The following is a 3583-nucleotide window of genomic DNA, read 5'->3' as shown; positions in this document are numbered from 1 at the left end:
CCGATCCCGCGCTGACCGCCCCCATCCACGTGCAGAACGCCGAGCTGCACACGCACGGCGTGGGCACCCCGGACCTGGGCCTGGGCGCATGGAGGGCCGCCACGATCCTCAACAGCCTCACCGGGAGCACCGGCGAGCCTGGAGGCGAGGAGGGGAGCGGGTGGGTCGGTCTCGCTGTCACCGGGGGTGCTCATGGTCAGAGTCGAGTCACTCTGTGTGATGGGCATGGGTGTCGGGCTCCTGTGGGTCCGGGTACGGAACGCGCGGGGCTGGTGGGGGTGCGACGACCGTTCCGGGATGCTGGCGGGCCGGACGGTTCGGGGGGAGGTGCCGTTGTGTCGGGGCGTGCCGGTGGTGAGCGGCCGGGGCTGGTGTACCGGCCGGTCCGGAGGAGCGGTGCGCTCAGGGGAGCAGGGGCCGGACCAGTCCGCGGTGCCTGCGCCAGCCCGGGTGCGGCGCGGTGTCGCCCACGTGCCGCCAGCCGTTGTCGAGGAAGACGTCGAGGGCGCGGGTGTTGGTCTCGGCGACCATCGCGGCGGCGCGCTCCTCCCGGCGGCCGCCCAGCAGCAGGGTCAGGGTCCGGCGCGCCACGCCGAAGCCGCGGAACCGGTGGTGCACCAGGACCTCGCACAGGGCGAGGGTGCGGCCCGGGCGCTCTTGGACGGTCTCCTCGGCGTCGACCCCGGGCTGGGGCTCGAACCCGTCCCACCAGCCGGTGGTGGTGGGCAGGGTGTACCCGTAGGCGAACCCGGCCGGTTCACCGTCGACACGGCATGCGGTGAGGCGGAACCCGGGCCGGGCCGCGCTGAACGCCAGGCGTTCGCCGAAGGTGGGGTTCCGGTGATCGGGCAGGTCCAGGGAGTCGGCGTAGACCGTCTCGTAGGCCTCGATCCAGGGAGTTGGGTCGGCCAGGACCTCGTGGCCCCGGAGGTTCTCCAGGTGCCACTGGGCGTCCGGCGCTGGTCCGGCCGTGGGAGCGGGTGTCACGGGCATCGGGGGCGCTCTTTCGTCGGTGTCCTCAGGGTGCCGCGGGGGAGTGGTGTGTCGCCGGAGCGACCGTGGTGTTTCGGCTACTTCATGTGAGCCGGGTTCAATTAGGGCAGGCTAACCTAATCAAGTCAATGCTCCGGTTGAGTGCTCAAGCTCACGTTTGAGGATGGGTCCCTCGGGTGTCGACGGTTCGCCTCGGAGCTCCCGGATGCCCCAGGAACGCGGGCATGGCGAACTCGTGGCCGTAGGCGCCCGCGTTGGGGAAGACCAGCACGTCACCCGCGCGCAGCGAGCCCACTCGCACGTCCCTGGCCAGCACGTCCTCGGGTGTGCAGAGCTCCCCCGAGACCGTCACCGACACCCCGTCCACACCGGGGCGCGGGAGGCCCTCGGACCAGCCACTCCCCTCCACGACCGCGAAGTTGTGCCTGATCTCCCAGGAGGTGGGCAGCTGGAACTGGTTGATGCCGCCGCGCACCACCGCGAAGTGCTCTCCGTAGGCCGACTTCACGTCGGTCACCCGCGCCGCGTACCACCCGGTCGGCGCGGCGATCCACCGGCCGGGCTCGAACACCACCTCCACCCCGGGGTCCGGCAGCGCGGACAGCGCCGCGCCAAGGGCGGCGAGGTCGAACTCGGTGTCACCCTCCTCGAAGGGCACTCCCAGTCCTCCGCCCACGTCCACCACACGCAGGTCCACGCCATGGCGCTTGGCGGTCTCGGTCGCCCACTCCAGGCACCAGAGCACGTAGGCGGCGTGAGCCACGGCGTCGGTGTTGCCGCTGACCGCGTGCACGTGGAACCCCACCAGGTCCAGCTCCGGCAGGGAGCGCGCCGCCGCCACCGCCTCCGGCACGCGGGGTTCCGGCAGCCCGAAGGGGCTCGGGGCGCCGCCCATCACCAGGGACCCGCTCACCGGCACCCGCTCGGGGTTGACGCGCAACGTCACCGGGAGCACGACGCCCGCCGCCCGGGCGGCCGCGGCCGCCCGGTGTAGCTCCAGTTCGCTCTCCACGTTGACCACCACGTCCGCGCCCCGCTCGGCGCGCAGCCGGGCCAGCCCCAGCAACATCTCCGGGGTCTTGCCCGGGCCGCTCACCGCGATCCGCTCACCGGGCACGGAACCCGCGCCCGGTCCTTCGCCGGGACCCTCCGGTTGGGCCCGTTCCCGCAGCGCCGTCAGGGCCGTGCGGGCCTCGCTCAACGACGCCGCCTCGAACCCGTCCACGGTCCGGGCCAGGTGCGACAGAACCGGGGAGAACCCGTTGGACTTGACGGCGAAGTACACGCGGGCCCAGTCCGGCAGCGCCGCGCGCAGTGTGCGCACGCGGTCGGCGGCCAGGGCGGGGTCGTAGACGTACCCGGAACCGGGGGAGTCGGCCAGTTCGAGGGCGGCCCGGCGGACCGCCTCGGGGAGGACGTCGGGGGACAGGGCGGGGGTGTGTTCGAAGGAGCGGGGCGGTTCCATGGGGTGCCCTTTCGTCGTGTCATGGTCCGCGCACCGAGCGTGCGCGGCGTAGGGCGGGGAAAGGGGGCCCGGAGTCCGGGCCCCCGCGGGGGTGGTCAGTGCCGGGGGTCGACGCCGAAGACCTCGGCGACGTCGTCGAGGACCGCGTGAGCGGAGATCAGGCCCACTCCGGACATCCAGTAGGCGTCGTCCACCTCGGTCTTCTCACCCTCCAGCTGGTCCCACAGGGGGTTGGTGACGTAGTCGTCCTTGGACTCGTCCACCTCGCCCGCGCCGTCGTCGTAGGTGGCCACCAGGATCCGGTCGGCCTCCAGATCGAGCAGGCGCTCGGGGCTGTGATAGGTCGCGATCTCCTCGGAGTCGGTCTCGGTGTGCTCGCTCGCGGGCAGGCCCAGGTCGTCCAGGATCACGCCCACGTAGGAGTTGCGGGTGTACAGCCGCACGCCCTCGGCGTCCCCGGCGAAGCGGACCACCGAGACCGTGGGCGCATCGCCGTCGTGGGCCTCGGTGATCTCCTCGCCGATGGCGGCCGCGCGCTCCTCGAACTCGGTGACCAGGCGCTCGGCCTCCTCGGCCTGCCCCATGGCCTCGCCGGTCAGGCGGAGGTTGTCCTTCCAGGAGACCCCGGTGTCCCTGGACATGACCGTCGGCGCGACCTCGGCGAGCTGGTCGTAGGCGTCGCCGTGGCGGACCTCGGCGGACAGGATCAGGTCGGGCCGGGTCTGGGCGACCAGCTCGGGGCTGATCTCCCACAGCAGGCCGACCGACTCGGCGTCCTCGGCGCCGCCGGTGTTCCAGTCGCTCTCGAACAGGTACTCGGGCAGCCCGTCCTGGTTCTCGGCGATCTGGGTGTGGCCCACCACGTTCCCGCCCAGGGCGAGGACGGCGTCCACGTACGTGAAGTCCAGGGGCAGCACCCGCTCCGGGGCGGCGGCGATCTCGGTGGAGCCCATGGCGTGGTCGACGGTGAGAGGGAATCCCTCGGCTGTCGCGCCGTCGCCGTCCCCGCCGCCAGCGTCCTCACCGGGGCCCGCCGCGCCGCACGCTGTGAGCAGGGCCAGCGAGGAAACCGCCGCCAGGGCGGCCAGGCCCGCGCGGCGGGGGAGGAGGGGGTTGGTCATGATG

The 3583-nt window shown here is 72.9% G+C and carries 3 protein-coding genes and 1 pseudogene; all 4 read right to left on the bottom strand.

What is annotated here, in order from left to right; all coding sequences use genetic code 11:
• Positions 1-227: pseudogene (locus ADX84_RS26900) on the bottom strand (hypothetical protein); the annotation flags it as partial.
• Between the two features lie 175 nt (positions 228-402).
• Positions 403-993 carry a GNAT family N-acetyltransferase gene (locus ADX84_RS24895; protein ID WP_049579889.1) on the bottom strand — a complete coding sequence of 197 codons (591 nt, stop codon included), beginning with the start codon at positions 991-993 and terminating at the stop codon, positions 403-405.
• Positions 994-1144: 151 nt separating this feature from the next.
• Positions 1145-2458, bottom strand: a complete 1314-nt coding sequence (locus ADX84_RS24890; RefSeq protein WP_049579887.1) for an alanine racemase — start codon at positions 2456-2458, stop codon at positions 1145-1147.
• 95 nt (positions 2459-2553) lie between these two features.
• Positions 2554-3579: an iron-siderophore ABC transporter substrate-binding protein gene (locus tag ADX84_RS24885; RefSeq protein WP_049579892.1), complete on the bottom strand. Its 1026-nt coding sequence runs from the start codon at positions 3577-3579 to the stop codon at positions 2554-2556.
• Between the last annotated feature and the right edge of the window lie 4 nt (positions 3580-3583).

The organism is Nocardiopsis sp. SBT366 (genome assembly GCF_001083815.1).
Taxonomy (GTDB): domain Bacteria; phylum Actinomycetota; class Actinomycetes; order Streptosporangiales; family Streptosporangiaceae; genus Nocardiopsis; species Nocardiopsis prasina.
This window is presented reverse-complemented; position numbering and strand designations above follow the sequence as displayed.

Coding starts and splice junctions, on each gene's coding strand:
- ADX84_RS24885 (WP_049579892.1), bottom strand. CDS start 3,579: ATGACCAACCCCCTCCTCCCCCGCCGCGCGGGCCTGGCCGCCCTGGCG.
- ADX84_RS24895 (WP_049579889.1), bottom strand. CDS start 993: ATGCCCGTGACACCCGCTCCCACGGCCGGACCAGCGCCGGACGCCCAG.
- ADX84_RS24890 (WP_049579887.1), bottom strand. CDS start 2,458: ATGGAACCGCCCCGCTCCTTCGAACACACCCCCGCCCTGTCCCCCGAC.